At 65.7% G+C, this 17,210-nt stretch carries 16 protein-coding genes and 1 pseudogene; 6 read left to right on the forward strand and 11 right to left on the reverse strand.

Going from position 1 to position 17,210, the window contains the following annotated elements; translation table 11 throughout:
• Positions 1-14: 14 nt before the first annotated feature.
• From NWE53_RS24315 to NWE53_RS24345, 7 genes are all read right to left on the reverse strand, one after another.
• A complete protein-coding gene (locus NWE53_RS24315; protein ID WP_265051877.1) occupies positions 15-2,267 on the reverse strand; it encodes a hybrid sensor histidine kinase/response regulator in 2,253 nt (750 codons plus the stop codon).
• Positions 2,264-2,944, reverse strand: a complete 681-nt coding sequence (locus tag NWE53_RS24320) for a chemotaxis protein CheW (protein ID WP_265051878.1) — start codon at positions 2,942-2,944, stop codon at positions 2,264-2,266. Before NWE53_RS24320 ends, NWE53_RS24315 begins: the two co-directional genes overlap by 4 nt.
• Positions 2,944-4,218, reverse strand: a complete 1,275-nt coding sequence (locus tag NWE53_RS24325; protein WP_265051879.1) for a CheR family methyltransferase — start codon at positions 4,216-4,218, stop codon at positions 2,944-2,946. Before NWE53_RS24325 ends, NWE53_RS24320 begins: the two co-directional genes overlap by 1 nt.
• Positions 4,218-4,682 carry a chemotaxis protein CheW gene (locus tag NWE53_RS24330; RefSeq protein ID WP_265051880.1) on the reverse strand — a complete coding sequence of 155 codons (465 nt, stop codon included), beginning with the start codon at positions 4,680-4,682 and terminating at the stop codon, positions 4,218-4,220. The genes NWE53_RS24325 and NWE53_RS24330 overlap by 1 nt, the downstream gene beginning before the upstream one ends.
• 24 nt (positions 4,683-4,706) lie before the next feature.
• Positions 4,707-6,344: a methyl-accepting chemotaxis protein gene (locus NWE53_RS24335; protein WP_265051881.1), complete on the reverse strand. Its 1,638-nt coding sequence runs from the start codon at positions 6,342-6,344 to the stop codon at positions 4,707-4,709.
• A gap of 139 nt (positions 6,345-6,483) precedes the next feature.
• Complete coding sequence (locus NWE53_RS24340) at positions 6,484-7,788, reverse strand: NAD(P)/FAD-dependent oxidoreductase (RefSeq protein WP_265051882.1); 1,305 nt, start codon at positions 7,786-7,788, stop codon at positions 6,484-6,486.
• 104 nt (positions 7,789-7,892) lie between these two features.
• Complete coding sequence (locus tag NWE53_RS24345) at positions 7,893-10,241, reverse strand: molybdopterin guanine dinucleotide-containing S/N-oxide reductase (RefSeq protein ID WP_265051883.1); 2,349 nt, start codon at positions 10,239-10,241, stop codon at positions 7,893-7,895.
• Between the two features lie 176 nt (positions 10,242-10,417).
• Here NWE53_RS24345 and NWE53_RS24350 point away from each other — a divergent pair, with 176 nt between their 5' ends.
• A complete protein-coding gene (locus NWE53_RS24350; RefSeq protein ID WP_265051884.1) occupies positions 10,418-11,206 on the forward strand; it encodes an enoyl-CoA hydratase/isomerase family protein in 789 nt (262 codons plus the stop codon).
• A 163-nt stretch (positions 11,207-11,369) separates the two neighbouring features.
• Positions 11,370-11,669 (forward strand): hypothetical protein, encoded by a 300-nt coding sequence (locus NWE53_RS24355; RefSeq protein WP_265051885.1) that lies wholly within the window; start codon positions 11,370-11,372, stop codon positions 11,667-11,669.
• Positions 11,670-11,717: 48 nt separating this feature from the next.
• Here NWE53_RS24355 and NWE53_RS24360 read toward each other — a convergent pair whose 3' ends face one another.
• Entirely contained in the window at positions 11,718-12,062 is a 345-nt protein-coding gene (locus NWE53_RS24360) for a Rid family hydrolase (RefSeq protein ID WP_265051886.1), read from the reverse strand.
• 688 nt (positions 12,063-12,750) lie between these two features.
• Between NWE53_RS24360 and NWE53_RS24365 the strand changes: the two are divergent.
• From NWE53_RS24365 to NWE53_RS24375, 3 genes and pseudogenes are all read left to right on the forward strand, one after another.
• Positions 12,751-12,984: pseudogene (locus tag NWE53_RS24365) on the forward strand (IS110 family transposase); the annotation flags it as partial.
• Between the two features lie 142 nt (positions 12,985-13,126).
• A complete protein-coding gene (locus tag NWE53_RS24370) occupies positions 13,127-13,402 on the forward strand; it encodes a YMGG-like glycine zipper-containing protein (protein ID WP_265051887.1) in 276 nt (91 codons plus the stop codon).
• 467 nt (positions 13,403-13,869) lie between these two features.
• The gene (locus tag NWE53_RS24375; RefSeq protein ID WP_265051888.1) at positions 13,870-14,607 is read left to right on the forward strand and encodes an outer membrane protein; all 738 of its coding nucleotides are present in this window, start codon (positions 13,870-13,872) and stop codon (positions 14,605-14,607) included.
• Between the two features lie 207 nt (positions 14,608-14,814).
• On the opposite strand, the gene NWE53_RS24380 is transcribed toward NWE53_RS24375, so the two are convergent.
• The 3 genes from NWE53_RS24380 to NWE53_RS24390 all read right to left on the reverse strand — a co-directional run bounded on the left by NWE53_RS24380 (position 14,815) and on the right by NWE53_RS24390 (position 16,011).
• The gene (locus tag NWE53_RS24380) at positions 14,815-15,153 is read right to left on the reverse strand and encodes a hypothetical protein (protein ID WP_265051889.1); all 339 of its coding nucleotides are present in this window, start codon (positions 15,151-15,153) and stop codon (positions 14,815-14,817) included.
• A gap of 395 nt (positions 15,154-15,548) precedes the next feature.
• Positions 15,549-15,758, reverse strand: a complete 210-nt coding sequence (locus NWE53_RS24385) for a hypothetical protein (protein ID WP_265051890.1) — start codon at positions 15,756-15,758, stop codon at positions 15,549-15,551.
• Positions 15,759-15,786: 28 nt separating this feature from the next.
• Complete coding sequence (locus NWE53_RS24390; RefSeq protein ID WP_442864897.1) at positions 15,787-16,011, reverse strand: helix-turn-helix domain-containing protein; 225 nt, start codon at positions 16,009-16,011, stop codon at positions 15,787-15,789.
• 492 nt (positions 16,012-16,503) lie between these two features.
• Here NWE53_RS24390 and NWE53_RS24395 point away from each other — a divergent pair, with 492 nt between their 5' ends.
• Positions 16,504-16,788 (forward strand): hypothetical protein, encoded by a 285-nt coding sequence (locus NWE53_RS24395; RefSeq protein WP_265051891.1) that lies wholly within the window; start codon positions 16,504-16,506, stop codon positions 16,786-16,788.
• Positions 16,789-17,210 lie beyond the last annotated feature (422 nt).

Consider the following 17,210-nt stretch of genomic DNA (forward strand, 5'->3'; position numbering starts at 1 on the left):
CTGGTCGCGCAGCCTCATGGTTCGCCGATAAGATCTTCGACGGCGTGAATCAGAGTCTCGTCGTGGAAACTGCTCTTGGTCAAATAGTAATCCGCACCGGCATCGAGCCCGCGGCGCCGATCCTCCTCGCGGTCCTTGTAGGAGACGATCATCACCGGGGTCTTGCGCAGCCCGCTGTCCTTCTTGATCAGCGTCACCAGCTCGATGCCGTCCATGCGCGGCATGTCGATATCGGTCACGACCAGGTCGAACGAACCGGTGCGGACAGCATTCCAGCCATCCATGCCGTCGACGGCGATCTCGACCTCGAAGCCGCGATGGTCGAGCAGCTTCCTCTCCAGCTCGCGCACGGTGAGCGAGTCGTCGACGACGAGGATGCGCTTGCGCTGCTTCTGCCCCGCGCGAACCGGACGGTGCTCCAGCGTCTTGATGGGGCCGCTGGAGACCAGTTTCTCCATCGAGCGGACCAAATCGTCCACATCGAGGATCAGTACGGGCGAGCCGTCCTCCAGCAAGGCGGCGGCGCTGACGTCCTTGACCTTGGCGAGGCGCGCGTCCAGCGGGCGCACCACGAGTTCGTGCTCGCCGAGGAAACGGTCGACTACCAGCGCGTAGGTATCGCTCCCTTGGCCGACGACGACCACGGCAAGATCGGATTCGGCGGATTGCGGCTCGCCGCGGCCGAGAATCTCATGGGCGGTGATGAGCCCGACCTGCCGGTCGTCGAAACGAAAATGCGGCCGGCCTTCGAGGGAAGCGATGTGCTCCCGCGGCAAACGCAGCGCTCGCGCGATGCCCGCGAGCGGAAGGGCATAGGGTTCGCCGTCGATCTCGACGAGGAGCGCTCGGATTACCGAGAGCGTCAACGGCAACTGGAGCTGGAAGCGGGTGCCGCTCCCCAGCTGCGAGCTGATCTCCACCTGGCCGCGCAGCTGGCGGACCATCGCCTGAACGGCATCGAGCCCGACGCCGCGCCCTGAAATATCGCTCAGCGTCGACTTCATCGAGAAGCCCGGCAGGAAGAGGAATTCGAGCAGCTCCGCCTCGCTGAGATCGTGCACCGCCTCGGCCGTGGTGAAGCCGCGATCGACGGTGGCTTGCCGCAAGGCGTCCAGATTGATGCCGCGACCATCGTCCGTGACGATGATCTGCAGAAGCCCGGCGTGATGGCGCGCCTCGATCCGGATGATCCCTTCGGCCGGCTTGCCGGCGGTTTCGCGTTCCTCCGGTTCTTCGAGCCCATGATCGATCGCATTGCGCAGCAGGTGGCCGAGCGGCGCGTCGAGCTGTTCGAGGATGTCGCGATCGATGCTGGTCGCGCCGCCGACGATGTCGAGCCGCACCCTCTTGCCGAGCGCCCGCCCGATATCGCGGACGGTTCGGGAAAAATGGCTGACGCCATCCTCGAAGGGCCGCATCCGGCTTGCCAGCGTCTCGTCGTAGAGACGGCTGGCAAGGTCCGTCGCCTGCCGGTCGACGGCATCCAGCTCGTCGAGCCGCTGGCCCAGGATCGCCTGGCTTTCCTGCAGCTTGAGCTGCACGGCATCCAGCGCCAGCAGGGCGCGGGGATCGCTGGTCGCGGCCGGCATTGCGGCCTGCAGGGCATCGACGCTCCGGACGAGATCGGCATGCACCCGCCGCAGCCGCAGCAGACCGTCGTTGAAAGGCCGCAGGCGCCGTGACGCCATCAGGGACTCGCCGGCGAGCCCTAGGAGGCGGTTCAGGCTCTCGGCCGTGACCCTGACCATCCGGCTGCCCGGCCCATCGCCCGGCAATGGCGCCGGCTCTCCGGAGGATGGAGTCGTGGCTTTCCGGTCGATGCGGGCGGGAGCAGCCTCCGCGTCGCTGCGCACGAGGCTATTCGCGTCGCCCGTCGCGGAGGCCTGCTGAAGCGCATGCATGAGCCGATCGATACGGCGCTCGGCCTCGGCCTCGCCCGGCCCGCGCTCGGAAGACAGGGCCGTCAGCAGGTCGATGCCCTTGAACAGCGCGTCGATATGGGCGTGGTTCAGGCGCAACGTTCCGCGCTGCGCCGCGACCAGGCACTCTTCCATCTCGTGGGCGACCCGCACCGCCGGCGTCAGGTCGATGATCCGCGCCGCGCCCTTGAGCGAGTGGGCGGCCCGCATGCAGGCTTCGAGATGAGCTGCCGAGACCGGGTCCCGTTCCAGCGCGAGCAGTCCGGTCGTCAGCGCCTGCGATTGCGAGGAGAGCTCGGCGCGGAACAGCTCGAGCATGGAGAGCTCGCTGAAGTCCTCGCCGCTCATGCGATGCTCCGGTCGATCAGCTCGGTCAGCCGGGTCTCGTCGAGGCAGCCCACCGCCCGATCGTTCCACGGGAGCACGCTCGTGACAACGCTGGCCGCGGCCCTGCCGATCGTGGCGGGAACGGCGCCCAGGCCGTGCCGGTCGAAGGTATGCAGCCCGTGGACTTCATCGACCTCGAAGGCCGAGCGCCCGCCCGCGGTGCCGATCACGACGAGTCGGCGGAAGGCGGTGATCCGCTCGCCGGCCCGCGGTGCCGCCTCGGTGTCGATGCCGAGGAGCTCGGACAGCGAAACGCAGACGAGCAGCTCCCCGCGGACATTGACGATGCCGCGCACCGCGCCGCTGCGGCGATGAGGCAGGGAATGGATCGGGCGCGGCTCCGCGATCTCCTGGCAGCTCGCGGCCGGCAGGCCGAGCCATTCCGTCCCGAGCCGGAAGATGAGGACACTGGTGAGCGCGTCGTGATCCACCTCCTCGCTCGCGGGCCGGGCGAAGAGCCGCGTCCACTCCTCGCGATAGCCCGGCGGCAGCGGTCGATCCAGCAGCCGACGGGCGATCTGCGCGTGCGAAGCACCGTTGCGGCCAGGCCGCGACGTCTCGGTTTCCGGACCGGGCTGGCCCCCGTTGTCGAGGCTGCTTGTGGAGTGCGGTGTGTTCACGTCGGCTGTGGCGGACATCAGGCTCCGCTCCTCTTCGTCAGCCGGTCGAGCCGGTCAGCCAAGGCCCGCGCTCCCGCCTCGTCTCCCCGGCGCTGCAGCAGCAACCGCAGATGCGCCAGCGCTTGGCGGTGGTCCGGCGCGAGGTAGAGGGCCTTGCGGTAGTTGCCCGCCGCATCCTCTTCGGCATCGTCCGCGTCCTGCGCGAGGCCGAGCAGATAGAAGACCTCGGCCGACGGGCCGAAGGCCGCGATATGGCGCTCGGCCGCCGCACGGGCTTCGGCGAGGCGTCCGGCATTGGCCGCGCTCTCGATGGCGGCAAGACCCGCGGCCTCGCTTTCCGGTGACGAAGCCGGAGCGCTCGGCGCCATGGTCGCTCGGCTTGCGAAGGGGCGAGGCTTCGGTTTGGGGGGAGCGCTCGAGGCGGTCGATGCCGGCAGCTTGCGAATTGCGGGCGCGTTCGCTTCCGAACGCGATCTGGCCGTGGCGCCCGGCGTGGGCGCTTCCTTCGTGAAGGCGAAGGCGCGTGGCAGCCTTGCCGATGTGAAACCATGCAGGGAAGGCAGGCCCGACTCGCCCGGCCCGACCAGAAGCAGGCCTTTGCCAGACAAGGCCTGCCGGAGCGCTGCGAGGGCGGATGCCTGCGTCTCCCGATCGAAATAGATCAGCAGGTTGCGGCAGAAGATGATGTCGTAGGCCTCGCGCTCCATTGGCCTGGTGGGGTCGAGCACGTTGCCGAGCGAGAAGCGGACCGGGCGTCGCACGATCTCGTGCGGCCGGAAGCCGCCTTCCAGCGCCTCGAAATAGCGCTCGCGGAAGGACAGATCGCTGCCGCGGAAGGAGTTCTTCCCATAGATCGCGCGCCCGGCCAGGGCGAGGTTGCGGCTGCTGACGTCGAAGGCGTCGATCGCGAAATCCGTTGGCCCGAAGCCGGCATCGAACAGCGCCATCGCCATGGAATAGGGCTCTTCCCCGGTCGAGCAGGGCAGGCTCAGCAGCCTGATGGGGCGGTCTGTGAGCTTTGTCTCGCGTGCGTGCCGGACCATGGCGGCGAAGGCTTCGCGATCTCGGAAGAACCAGGTCTCCGGCACGATGACCGTGTCGATCAGCTCCTGGCGCTCGCTCTTGTTCCCGGCCAGATAGCTCCGATAGGCGTCGAGGCTGGGCAGTCCGCAAGCGGTCATGCGCCGTGTCAGCGCGTGGCGAATGACGGAAGCTCCGACCGTTTCGGTGCTCAGGCCGATCATGTCCCGCAGCATCTGCTCGAAATCGCCGGTGGCTGCACTGTTCTCCATCACGGCTCTGCCGTCAGTTGCCGGAACAGGATGTCGCGGATTTCCGGCGGCAGCAGAGCCTCCGGCTTGATCCATTGGATGAGCCCGGTCTCGTCGGCAGCGACCGGTCCGAGATAGGGAGGCGTTCCAGCCTCGACGCCGGAGGCGACGAAATCCGCGGGGTCGCGCTTGGTCGTCTCGATGGCCCGCTCCGCGACCAGCCCGAGGAGCTTATGCTCTCCCGGGCCCGTCGGATAGCGAAGCAGGAGGATTCGCGTGCTCAGCACCGGCGCGGCCGGGCGCCCGAGCGCCAGCAGGGAAAGGTCGATCAGCGGCACCGGCGTGCCGTGATAGCTGATCGCGCCGATGACCCCGGCGGGAGCAGCCGGCAACTGCTTTGCCGAGAGCAGCGGCAGCACCATTTCGACCTGCGCGGCATCGAGCACATAGCGATCCTGCCCTAGCTGGAACATCAGGAACAGCATCTGTCGGCCCCGTTCCGGTTTCCGCTACGCTCGCAGCTTGAAGCGCGAGATGCTGCTGCGCAGCCCGCCCGAAACCTGGTTCAGCTCGTCGATCGCGAGGGTGGATTGCTGCAGGGATTCGACGGTCTGCTGGGCGGCCTCGCTGAGCTGCCCCAGCGCTTCGCTGATCTGCCCCGCGCCGGTCGCCTGCGCCTGCATGCCCTCGTTGGCGACCTCGAAGCGCGGCACGAGGCCCTGCACCTGCTCGATAATTTCCGAAAGCTGGCCGCCGACCTGCTGGACGTCCTGCATGCCGCGCCGCACCTCCTCCGAGAACTTGTCCATGCCCATCACGCCGGCCGCGACGGCCGACTGGATGTCCTTGACGATCTGCTCGATGTCGTAGGTCGAGACCGCCGTCTGATCGGCGAGGCGGCGGATTTCGGTCGCCACCACGGCGAAGCCGCGGCCATATTGTCCGGCCTTCTCCGCCTCGATCGCGGCGTTGAGCGAGAGCAGGTTGGTCTGGTCGGCGACCTTGGTGATGGTCGTGACGACCTGGTTGATGTTGCCGGCCTTCTCGCTGAGGATCGCGAGCTTGGCGTTGATCGCGCCCGCCGCATCCATGACCTGCTGCATCGTGGTTTCCATCCGCGCCAGCCCGGCCTGCCCGCCGCCGGCCAGCGTCGCGGTCTGCTCGGCGACGCCAGAGACCTCGTCCATCGTGCGCACCAGCTCGTTCGAGGTCGCCGAGATTTCCTTGGCGGTAGCGCCGATCTCCGTCGTCGTGGCGGCGATCTCGCTGGCAGTCGCCTGCTGTTCCTTCGAGGTCGCCGCGACTTCCGTGATCGAGGTGTTGACCTGGATGCTCGACTTCTGGATCTGGCCGATCAGCCCGGCCAGATCGTCGGCCATCGCGTTGACGCCATCGGCGACAGTGCTGAACTCGTCGCGGCGAGATAGCGCGAGCCGTTCGCTGAAATCGCCGCGCCGCATCATCTCGACCATTCCGAGCAGCTTGCCGAGCGGCACGGTGATCGCCCGGAACAGCAGGTAGCCGCACAGCAGGGCAAGGCCGAGCGCGACGATGAATGCGACGATCAACCCGAACTCGGCGGCGCGGACGATGCGGACGATATTGCGGGTCGATTCGTCGGCCTCGGTCTTGTTGAAGTCCATCATCGTCCGGAGCGCGGTGCGCAGCCGGGCGGCGCGCGGCTCGATCTCGTTCTTCACCGTCGCGCTCTGGTCGATCGCCTGCCCGTTGCTGGCCGCAAGCTTTGCGGCCGCGATCATCGCGTCCTCTACCGGAACGAACTGCTCGAACAGGCGCTGCGCCTCGGTGTGGTTCTTGCGGTCCTGCTCGGAGTCGATGGTGGGCTCGTACGACTTCAACAGCGAGCGCATCCGCTCCCTGCTCGCCAGGATGGCATCGCTCACGCGGCTCCTTTCCGCCGCCGTGTCCGAAAGATGGAATTCATGGCTGAGGCCGTCGGCCTCCGCCCATGCCGTGGTCAACTGGGCGCTGTAGTAGAGGCCGGGGACCGTCTTGGTCTCGACGGCCAGCGCCTCGCGTTCAGTTTGCAGAAACCAGACATAGCAGAGCGCCGCGATAGCGGACATCACCGCGAGAACTGCGGCGAAGCTGAGCAGGATACGGCGGCGTATCGTCAGGCTCTTCATGATTCATTCCATCGTCGGGGCACTGTGAAGCGCGTTTCGGCCGCAATACGGGCGTGCGAACGGAGCGCTGCCAAATCATCGTTAGCGCGGAGTTATTTCCCGACTGTTGAAGAGCGCCGTTACGATTCGACCGACTATCTCAATCCAGACGCGGCGAAGCTTGCCGGCGCTCCCGCAGGAAATCGGCCGCCTGATAGCGCCAATAGGTCAGCTGGACGGCAGCCGTGCCGAACGGGCCGCCGTTCCAGGCGAGGCCGAAGGGCGCAAACAGCTTGAACCGGTCGCTGTCGCCCCGGATCGCCTCGGCAATGACGGTCCCGCCGATCGCCGTGGTGTTCATGCCATGGCCGCCGAAGGCCGTGCAGTACCAGACACCCGGCCGATGCTGCCCGATCTGCGGCATCAGATGGCGCGCATAGGACATCAGGCCCGACCAGGCGAGTTCGACCTTCAGCCCCGAAAGCTGCGGATAGGTCGTGACCATCTCGCGGCGCAGCAGCGCCGCGACATCGCGCGGCTCTGTCGTGCGTGTCGTGATCCGGCCGCCCCAGAGTATGCGTTTGCCGCCTTCGACGAGCCGGTAATAGTCGCCCGCACGCCGGTCGTCGCCCACCCCGGCGCCGGTGCGGATGGCCTCGCGGATCAGCTCCGGCGCCGCCTCCGTGAGCAGCACATAGGTCGCGATCGGCAGGTAGGCGTGCTTCAGCGGGGCGAACAGTCCGCCCGTGTAGCCGCCCGTGGTGAACAGCACCTGCTCGGCCTCGATCGTCGCCTGCGCCGTGCGCAGGCGCTTCACCGGCCCGGCGAGGTCGCAGGACAGGACCGGCGATGCTTCGTGGATCGCGCCGCCGAGTCGCACGATCTCGCGGGCGAGAGCGCGGGCATAGTTGAGCGGATGGAAGTGGAAGGCGTCGTCGTCCGCAAGCGCGGCGTGATATTTCGGCGAGCGCAGCAATTCGCGCGTTTCCTCGCGCGAGAGATAGCGCAGCTTGCGGCCAAAGCGCCTCTCCTGAGCGTCGCGCTCTGCCTGAAGCGCGGCGCCCCCGTCATAGCGTAGGGCCCGCATGATGCCCGGCGAAGGCGCGGCGTCGTCGATGCCGAGCCTTTCGATGTTGCGCCGGACGATGTCGACGCCCTCGATGGTCAGGCGATAGAGTTCCTCGGCCTGCTGACGGCCTGCCTGGCGCTCGATGGCGGAGAGCGACGTCGCATATCCCGCGCTGACGAAGCCGCCATTCCGTCCCGAAGCCCCCCAGGCGACACGTTCCGCTTCCAGCAGCACGATGGAACGCCCGGCCCGCGCCAGCTCCAGCGCCGCGGTCAGACCCGCCAACCCACCGCCGACGATGCAGATATCTGCTTTGATCTGCCCGTCAGCCGGCGGGTAGCTTTCACCCGAAGCAAGGGTACGGCGATAATAGGTGTCGATATAGGACGGGGACATCGGTCTCGCGCGGCAGGCTGAAGGCAGGTTCGGCGGGCAGCTATCGCGCGATCCGCCGCCGCCTTCCAGAGGGCCGGATCAGATGGCGCTCATGCCGCCAGCACCTACTCAGCGGCCTCCGACACGGACGAACCCGGCGGGTCATAGGCCTGGATCGGCGGCAGGTTGCCGTCGAAGCGCTCGACCTGGACCGTTGTCAATTGCCCTGTGCAACCCTGCGCCAGCGCCGAGGTGCCGATATCGCGCGTCAGCACGTTCGGATTGCCGTGGACGCAGAGCGGCTTGTCCTCGGTCGGGTCGACGGGGTCGTACCAGGCGCCGGTCGGCAGCTGGATCACGCCCCGGCGGATGCCGTCGGTGACGTGGACAGCGGCGAGGCACGCCCCGCGCTCGTTCGACAGGCGGATGATGTCGCCGTCGGCGATGCCTCGCGCGGCGGCGTCCTCCGGGTGCATATGCGCGACCTCGCGGCCGCGATGCTTAGCATCGCTGCTATGGCCGCCGAAATCGAACTGGCTGTGCAGGCGCGTGCGGGGCTGGTTCGCGACGAGCACATAGGGGGTGGCGGTGTCCGGAACGTTCGTCGCGCCAAGCCAGGCCGGATGGCCGAGACAGTCCGTCTCTCCGAAGTTCGCGATGGTCTCGGAGAAGATTTCCAGCTTGCCGCTCGGGGTCGGCAAGGGCGAGGCGGCCGGGTCCGCGCGGAAGGCGCGCAGCTTGCCGCCATCGTCGGTTTGCTGCGGCAGCTCGTAGCCCTCGCTCGCCCAGAATTCGGCGAAGCTCGGCGCCGGCAGCCCTTTCGCTGCCAGAGCCTCGCGGGTCGGAGCGTAGAGATGTTCGAGCCACTGCCGGACGTCGCGCCCTTCGGTGAAGGCGTCGGCGGTGCCCAGCCGCTCGGCGAGGCCGGCGAAGATCGCGTAGTCGTCGCGCGCTTCGCCATAGGGCGCGACGACGGGATGCATCGGCACGAGCAGCGGATCGTTGGAGTTGCCGCCGATATCCTCGCGCTCCAGCGTCATCGTGCAGGGCAGGACGACATCGGCGTGGCGGGCCGTCGCGGTCCAGGCCAGTTCGTGGACGACGAGCGTGTCGAGCCGGGCGAAGGCCTGCCGCAGCCGGTTCAGGTCCTGATGGTGGTGGAACGGGTTGCCGCCGGCCCAGTAGACCAGCTTGATCTCGGGATAGGTCCGGGTCTGGCCGTTGTAGCGATAGGTCGTCCCCGGGTTCAGCAGCATGTCGGAAATGCGCGCGACCGGGATGTAGTCGCTGACCGGATTCCGGCCTTGCGAGAACGTCGGCATGGGCACGGCGTTGTAACGCCGCCCGTAATAGGCGATGGCGCCGAGCCCATAGCCATAGCCGCCGCCGGGCAGGCCGATCTGGCCGAGCGCTGCCGCGAGAACCATGCCCATCCAGACCGGCTGCTCGCCATGCGCGGCGCGCTGCAGGGCGTGCGCCACGACGATCAGGGCCCGCTTGCCGTGCAGGCGCCTGGCCAGCGCCATGATCTCGTCGGCCGGCAGCCCGGTGATCGGCGCGGCCCAGGCCGCGTCCTTGGGCTGCCCGTCGCTCTCGCCGAGCAGGTAGCGCTCGAACACCGGCCAGCCGGCCGTGTAGCGGTCGAGGAAGGCGCGGTCATGCAGCCCGTTGACGACGAGCGTGTGGACAAGTGCGAGCATGAGGGCCGTGTCGCTGCCCGGCACGTTCGCCACCCACTCGGCGCCGGCCTCGGCAGGCAGGTCGCTCCGCAGCGGGCTGACCAGCACGAACTCGCAGCCGCGCTCCTGCGCACGCTCCATTGCGCCGCGCTCGACATGGCGGCTGATGCTGCCGCCGGCGACCATGCTGTTCTTCAGCGCCATCCCGCCGAAGGCGAGCACGATCTCGCTGTGCTCGGCGATCTGCTCCCAGGAGACGTTGCGTTTCACGAGATCCTCGTAGTCGCCGATGATATGCGGCACGAGGACGGAGGAGGCGCCCGAGGAGTAGCTGTTGACCGAGCGCACATAGCCGCCGGTCGAGGTGTTGAGGAAGCGGTGGATCTGGCTCTGGGCGTGGTGGAAGCGCCCGGCGCTGGCCCAGCCATAGGAGCCGCCGAAGATCGCGCCGGGGCCGTGATCGTCGCGCACGCGCCGCAGTTCGCCGGCCAGCCTGTCGAGCACCGCCGACCAGGACATCGGCACGTATTCGTCGCGGCCGCGGCGGTCGTCCGGGCCCGGCCCGTCTTCGAGCCAGCCGCGCCGCACCATCGGCTGCGCGATGCGGGCGCGATGGCGCAGGGCCGCCGGGAAGTTCTGGATGATCTCGTTGGGGTCGGGATCGCCGGCATGCGGGCGGACTTCGAGCTGCCCGTCCTTCATCCGCGCCGAGAACACGCCCCAATGCGAGGTATGCGGGCGAAAGGCCTCGTTTTCGGTCGAAGCCTCGGGTGCCTGGCCGGCGGGGCTCGTCATCGCCGCGATCCTCGTCAAGTGAGCTGGGAACGATGATCCGTCATCCGCCGGTCCAGGGCGGATCGCAAGAGAAATCGGGGCTTGATCGATGCGTTGGAGGCAGACCCCTTCTGCTGGAGTTCATGGTCCCGGCAAGTCAGAGTGGGCGGCGGCATTGCATGGAGAGTGACGGGACTATGCAGAATATCTCCGAGGAGATGGTCGTGATCGAAAGGCAGGGCGCCGTGCTGACGGTGACCATGAACCGGCCCAGGGTGCTGAATGTTCTGGACGAGGCGCTGGCGGACGCTCTCTTGGCCGCTTTCGCGCCCATCGCGGCGGATTCGACCATCAAGGCGGTCGTCCTCGCCGGAGCCGGCCGTTCCTTCGTGGCAGGCGGCGATCTCTCCCGTTTCCACGCCGATCTCGCGAACGCGCCCGCAACCGCCGGCCTGCTCATAGACCGCTTCCATGCGCTGATGCGTCTGATCAAGGCCATGCCGCAACCGGTGATAGCGGCGGTCCAGGGGCCGGTAGCGGGCGGCGGCGTCGGTCTGGCGCTGGCCTGCGACATTGTCATTGCTGCGCAGGGCGCGAGCTTCCTCTCGGCCTATGCGAAGCTCGGAACCAATCCGGACGGCGGAACGACATGGTCGCTGGCGCGGCTGCTCGGCCCCCGGCGCGCGCTCGAATTCGTGCTGCTCAACGAAGCGATGGACGCAGAGACCGCGCTGCATCTCGGCCTCGTCAACCGGGTGGTGCCCGACAGCGAGCTGGCGGAGGCGGCGCTGGCTATTGCCGGGCGCCTGAGCCAGGGCAGTTTCGGTGCCAACCAGTCGAGCAAGGCTCTCGTCCAGGCAGCCATGGAAGGCACTTTCGACGAACAGCTGAATCTGGAGAAACGCGCCTTCACGGCCAATGCCGGAACGGCGGATTTCAGGGAGGGCATTCAGGCCTTTTTCCAGAAGCGCGCGCCGCGGTTCTGACAGGTGTCACCTTGAAAGCGGGAAGGCCCCGAAAATCGTTTGCAACGCCGCCTTTGCTTGACATTTATCATGTCCAGCGGTGTCATGAAGGTGAGTTGGTTGACCCTGATCGGAAGGTTTGCACCCTCGGTTCCCGCGCCGCGCGCGGATGGTCGGCTTTCACATGAAACCTACAGTCTCAGACTATGCCGTGGCGATGCCCTGGTACGAACCAGAGGATTTCCCGCTGCTATGGGAACTCGCCCATGATCGCTCCGAGATGCCGCCGCGCTATGAGGACTGGCGCAGTAACGCGGAGGCCGTGATGAACGTCTGGCTCGCCAGAGGGCGAGCCTTGCAGATCGTCACGATTCGGCCAGGGCCCTTCCTGGCTTGGCTTGAGGCTCGAGGCCTGCCGAATACGGCCGAGAACCGCCGCCGTTATGTCGAGGATCTCGTGACCAGCAATCATGATGCGGCCTGATGGGCCGGCGGTCTGATTTCATCCGGCATCAGCGCCACAGGCGCCGCGTCAGGAGCGCGCGGCAGTGACCACGACCTCGATCATGGCGCCACCCAGATCGGCCACGCCGACGGTCGCCCGGGTCGGCATTTCGTCACCGAAGAAGCCGGTCCAGGCGGCGTCCATTTCCTTCTTCCGGGAGAGGTCGGTGACGAAGATCTGCGCGGCGACGATCGCCTTGCGATCGAGCCCGACCTCGCCGAGATAGCCTTCGATCTTGCCGAGGATGTTCTGGGTCTGCGGGCCCATGGACTGTGTGGTGTCGTCGGCGACGACACCACCGACAAAGACGAGATTCCCCGTTTCGACGATGCGGTTCTGGATCGGTGTGCGGATCGAACGCTTGATGGTCATGGGTCTTCTCTCCCGTGTGATGGTGCGTTCACCTGCGCCACAAGCAAGGATGCTATGGGGCCACGTATCTGAGATTCGGGACTCTGCCGGAATGGAGTCGCGGATGCCTCGTCATCGCAGGCTTTGGTTTCGAAGTGACTGGCTTGGCTTCCGCAATCGGGGCGCGGATCGCCCGTGCAGCCCGCTGTCGACCGCGAACGGCAGCGCGACCTGCTGGCCGCTCGCTTCCGCCGCGAGCTTTGCGAAGCTTGATGCTGAGACGTTCTGGCCGGCCTTAATTGGCAAAGGAGCCGGCATCAAATGGGCGCTGACATGAAACCGTTCTGTAAAAACGGGTGTCAACCAAACCCTTGTTACTGCACCACTCTTTGACGCCGAAGCGAGAAAGAGTGGTGCCCAGGAGAGGCTGCTAATTAAAAGATTAAGTAATTGAAACATAAGATAATTAGAAATTACACTTCGGTAAAAGGCCAACAGTTAGGCCAACTTTGTCATTTTCGGACGCCAGCGCACGGCGATGAATTGTGGCGCAGGGTTGGCAGATTGTCGCACCCTCAGATTTGTGTGGTTTCGATCGTCGCAGTGGCGTGATCGTCCTGGCCGGCCTTGTTGACCTGCGCAGCCGGGCCGGCACGAGATCTATCGCCAGCCGTCCGGCGACAGGCCGCCGCCGGGCGCGATGATGTGGAGACCTTTCGCGAAGGGCCAGAAGAACGACTAGAACGACGCCGAGGCCATCGCGGAGGCCGCGCTGCGTCCTAACCTGCGGGTGGTGCGGGAGAAGACACAAGATGAACTCGACCTGCAGGCCTATCACCGGTCGCGGCTGGTCTCGCGCCGGACCGCGACAGTCAACCAGATCCGGGCGTCCTTGATCGAACAGGGTATCGCCATCCGCCGCGGGTTGCGGGCTCTTCGCACAGCTTCAGCTATCGGGGGGAACCGGATGAGCATCCACAGGAATTCCCGACTGACGCGGCCGCTCTGCGATGGCGCACCCGACGTCTTGGCCTATTAGATTGATGCGTTCGCATTCGCGCGCAGACTTGAGCAAGGACCCCAATATGATCCGTTCGATCACAGTCGCCGGCTTTATCGGCCTCGGCCTTTTACTCGTAGGCTGCAACCCTGAGTCCCAGTCGCACCGCACGCTTGGCGGCGCCGCCATTGGCGCTGGCGGTGGTGCGCTCATCGGAGGGATCGCGGGCGGCGGACGGGGGGCCGCTATCGGTGCCGTTGCAGGTGGCGTGGCCGGCGCGGTGGTCGGTCGGGCAACGACCCCGAACAACTGCATCTTCCAGGACACGAGCGGTCGCCGTTTCACCGGTCCCTGCCCGTAAGGCGCCTGAGGGCAACTGTCGGGCCAATTAGCGAGGCGACCGGCAGCATATGGTTTCATACACAGCCGCTCCGCTCGGGCGGCTGTTGCGCGTGAGGATCAACCGGGCAACACTTCCGGGAACAGACCGTGTCCAGCGACATTCTGAACTGCCCTCTTTTCGTCATGAAGAACTGCCCCCCATGCCGACTGCCTTTCAGGCGGTTGCGGGTTGAGGCGTCGGCGGCCTTTTGCGAAAGGCCGCTGCGACGATTTTCGCGGAGCCGATAGCTGTCTCAGCGGATGGCGGCGAAGACTGAAATTTGCACGGAGATAAGGAGTGGCCATTGGTATCAACCCAGTGACCCAAATGCCACTCTCAGTGATTTTCTGGCCCCTCGATCAGCCAGCGTCACCAATCATTCAACTTCGCAGCTGAAAACATCGTACGCTACGGATCGGCTAATGAAATCACCCTAGGAGAGTATTATGCGTCTAGGCCTCGTTTCCACTGCTGTGCTGGCAACCTGCCTGGCAACCTCGGCCTTCGCGGCCGATCTTCCCAGCCGCCACGCCCCGCCTCCCGCTCCCGTCTACGCGCCCCTGTTCACCTGGGCTGGTCTTTATGTCGGTCTCAACGCCGGCGTGGGCTGGGCTGACTCGGGCGAGATCGGCGTCAACGGACCGACGGCCGCCTCTTCCGGCGTCCTGAGCGGTGTTGGCGGTGGTGACGGCAGGTTCGTCGGCGGCGCCCAGATCGGCTATAACTGGCAGTCCGGCGCGATCGTCTACGGCCTCGAGACCGACATCCAGTATGTCGATGCAGGCGGTAGCGTGGCCTGGGGCCGCTATTCCTGGTGGGATGGCCGCGGCGGCGGTGACGGCGCCTATTTCGGCACTGTGCGTGCTCGCATCGGCTACGCCTTCGACCGAACCCTGGTCTACGTCACCGGCGGTCTGGCCTATGGCGGCCTGAACACCAACCCGCTGACCGGCAACACGACGAGCAACGCCGGCTGGACCGTCGGCGGCGGTGTCGAATACGCCTTCACCAACAACTGGACGGCCAAGATCGAAGGCCTCTACGTCGATACCGGCGAGGGCCGGCGCGCCCGATCCTTCGACAATGCGGCGGGCGGCGTGCTCCCGGCCGGAACCTATACCGCAGTCAGCAATGGCGGCGGCGGTGCCGGGCTCGTGCGCGTCGGCGTGAACTACAAGTTCTGAAGCGACAGCTTTTGACCTGCGAGCAGCCCGGCGCCTTGCGCCGGGCTGTTTTTGTAAGCCCAACAGAGTTGGCTCGCTGGTTTGCCGGTCACCGGACCGGAGGCGGGGCGCCAGGGATCGTGTGAACCGTCTCAGGCCTGCCTCGTCGGAGACCGGCTTCATCCTCCCGCGTGGCGATCCTGAAGCGGATGCTGGCGGTCCGCCGCTTCACCAAGAGGGAGATATCGGCGGCACTGGCTGTGGAAACTCCGAGGATGATGTGGGCGCTGAGTCCGGCCCAGGCGCCTTGGCGATGGCGCCCGGATCCGGCACGGCCTTCGCCATTGCGATGGCGTCGCGCTCGATCGCGGCCGCAAGGAGGCAGTAATCGTTGAAGGAAAACAAGGCGCAGTGTTCGGCCTGGGACCACCTGCCGATCACCTCCCAGACGAGGTCGTACTCCTCGCAGACGCCGCCAAACCTTCCGCCCCGCAGTCGCGCGAAGCCCTGGCGGAACTCGGGGAACCGAAGCATGAGACGGGCAAGCCCGCGTTCTTGGGCCGACATCAAGCGCTCACATGAACCAGGGGGACATAGGCAACAGCGTATAGCAACGGTGGGTGCAGCGACTATGCCAATTAACGCCATTCCCTTGGGGAAGATAGGCGCGACGCTGCGTCGACAGCGCACAATGCGAAGCGCCGCGCCGTCCAGTGCTTTTTGGGCCACGCCCGGCGCTTAAAAATGGACCGTCTGCGGATTGCAGATTGCGCTGATCAATCTCGCGCTGAAGTATCACGCGTAGGCAGTGAGTTCCGACATGAGTACATCAAAATCGTCCGAGGCCGAGATGGCGCGAGTCAACGGCCTTTTGATCCGGACAGCTATCGTGATCGTGGTCGGCGCGATCGTCATCATTCCGCTCATCAGGTGAGCGAGGTCGGCCGCTGCAGTAAAGGCCATCAGTTCGGTGAAAGCTGCCGTTCAATGACGGCTCGCGCGGCGGAGAAGCTGGCCTGCGCATGCGGCGCAGCGGCCTGTTGCTGTTCCAGAAGCAGGAGGGCGACCTCATACATTTCTCTGATGTCGGCGGCCTGCAGAACGCCCTTTTGAACGAGGCAGCGCAGCAACCCGGCCATCGTCGCCGAGGAGACCAGAGTGCTGGCCGCCATCGCATCGGATGTGGTCATGTGCAGGCCCTCACTGAGCCGGATGCGCCGGCTCGGGCACATCGTAGCCATCGGCGGCGTATGAGCCGATCTTGTTGCGCAAGGTGCGTAGCGCAATGCCGAGCACGCTGGCGGCATGGGTGCGGTTCCCGCCCGTTTCCCGCAGGGTTGCCAGAATCAGCTCTCTCTCGACATAAGCAACGGGCTGGCCGACAAGCTGATCCATGACGGTCTGTTCAAGCTGGCGATCGTGCATGGGCATGGTCCTTTCCGGGCCCCAGGCCCCGTTGGACAGAGTCCGAGTGGGCGCCCCCATGGTTAAGAAATGGTAAATGCAATGGTATGCCGCGAAATGCCCGCCGTGCGGTGACTGCCGAACTCGTGGGAGCGGCATGGCTGCTGAGATACGAGGCGATGAGCCCGACGAAATCGATCGACGTTACGATTGCCGAAAATCCCGTCCCCTTTGAGATGGTATGGGAACGCCGACATTTATTTGTTCGTATGGGCCGCGTGGCGCAAAAGCTTCTTCCCGTAACAGCGTAAATCAGGCGGGCGTAAAACGGCGAGTGTAATCGGCGAACCCAGCGCCTTCTCGTGCTAAAGCAGTGATTGTCCGGCCGCCAGCACGCGGTTACTGCCGCAATTGCCTTCACCCACGCAGGTGTCAGGAGCGAATTCGACTGACATCGTAATAGGTAGTGGTTTTGGCTGAAAGTCTCAACAAGGAGGCACTGGAATGGGCCTAATGCGCTTCATCATGCAGCACTGGCAGGACCGCCAACGCCAAATCGATATCGAAATTCTCTGGCCGGCATGTTTCCGAAATTCCCGCGACATTGACTGTGCCCGGCTTGCCTTTGCGATCCACGCCCAGAATGACCCGGCATGGACGGTGCTCGGCACCGGCGAGATCCTGCGTCAGGTTGCCCTGCTGCTCCCACCGAGGCCCCCCGCTGAACCTGAGATACCTGCCGCTGAACCTCGAATACCTGCGCGCATCTCGCCTGCTGTCAATCGGCCTCGTCATTGAACGCTGTCAATGTGTCGGCTGCCCGCCTCGCGCGGATGCCGGCGACGACGATGGATACAAGTGCACTCCGCAGCCGTTTGCAGACTTACTGCCTCGACATCTCAGATCAGAAATCGCCGAAATGCTTTCTGCCAGCAATAAGTTCACGCTATCAATTCACAGCGCGGCCGCGCCTTTCGCGGCCAAGGTAAAAATTCGGAAACAGTACTGAGAACGATAAGACGAGTCCGCCGAACGCGAAGCCGAAGGCGGTAATGAACATTAGACCAGGCTTCGGTTCTTCGGCCGCAACAATGAATGCTATCAGGGCGCATCCCAACACGACGGTACAAGAAGCACACCAGCCGCCGTGCCTTAGTCATGGGCTTCGGCGCGTCCGGGTCGTTGTAGATTATCGGCCCGTCCGGGGGGCGTTGTCGTTG

Source organism: Bosea sp. NBC_00550 (assembly GCF_026020075.1).
Lineage (GTDB): Bacteria > Pseudomonadota > Alphaproteobacteria > Rhizobiales > Beijerinckiaceae > Allobosea.